The organism is Stenotrophomonas maltophilia group sp. RNC7 (genome assembly GCF_030910085.1).
GTDB lineage: Bacteria > Pseudomonadota > Gammaproteobacteria > Xanthomonadales > Xanthomonadaceae > Stenotrophomonas > Stenotrophomonas sepilia.
The window spans coordinates 1-741 of record NZ_JAVFVN010000505.1 but is presented as its reverse complement, the minus strand read 5'-3'; the positions used below and the strand labels follow the sequence as shown (position 1 = coordinate 741).

1 protein-coding gene is annotated in these 741 nt (G+C 64.1%); it reads right to left on the bottom strand.

Annotated elements, in window-relative coordinates; translation table 11 throughout:
• Nucleotides 1-741 (bottom strand): HAD-IC family P-type ATPase (locus RCF13_RS09935; protein ID WP_308141104.1); only part of this gene is annotated, 741 nt, incomplete at both ends.

Here is a 741-nt window from a genome sequence, read left to right as displayed (position 1 = left end):
CCATAACGCCGAAAACAGTCAACGATTCGAAGTTCGACACGGCCGGCAGAGGAATGACCTCCCCTGCGGCTGCATCCACGATCGCACGGGCAATCGGATGCTCCGACTTCGCCTCGACGGACGCCACTAGACCGAGGACATCCGCCCGGTCGAAACCGATGGCTAGTTCCAGATCGGTGAGCGCCGGCTTGCCTTCGGTCAAAGTGCCCGTCTTGTCGACCGCGACGACCCTTGCGTCCTTGAGCAATTGTAGCGCTTCACCCTTGCGGAAGAGCACGCCTAACTCCGCCCCCCGGCCAGTGCCCACCATGATCGAGGTCGGTGTCGCGAGGCCCATGGCGCACGGGCAGGCGATGATCAGCACGGCGACGGCATTGATCAGCGCGAAAGTGAGCGCGGGCGACGGCCCGAAATAGAGCCAGGAAGCGAAGGTCAGGGCCGCTACGGCGAAGACCGCCGGCACGAACCACATGGTCACCTTGTCGACCAGCGCCTGGATCGGCAGCTTCGATCCTTGCGCTTCCTCGACCATGCGGATGATCTGCGACAGCACGGTGTTGCCGCCGACCGCAGTCGCACGGATGGCGAAGGCACCCTTCTGGTTGACCGTGCCGCCAACCACCTCGCTGCCGTGCTTCTTGGAGACCGGGATCGGCTCGCCGGTGATCATCGATTCGTCGACATAACTCTCGCCTTCGATGACCTCGCCGTCCACCGGGACGCGATCGCCGGGCCGAACCT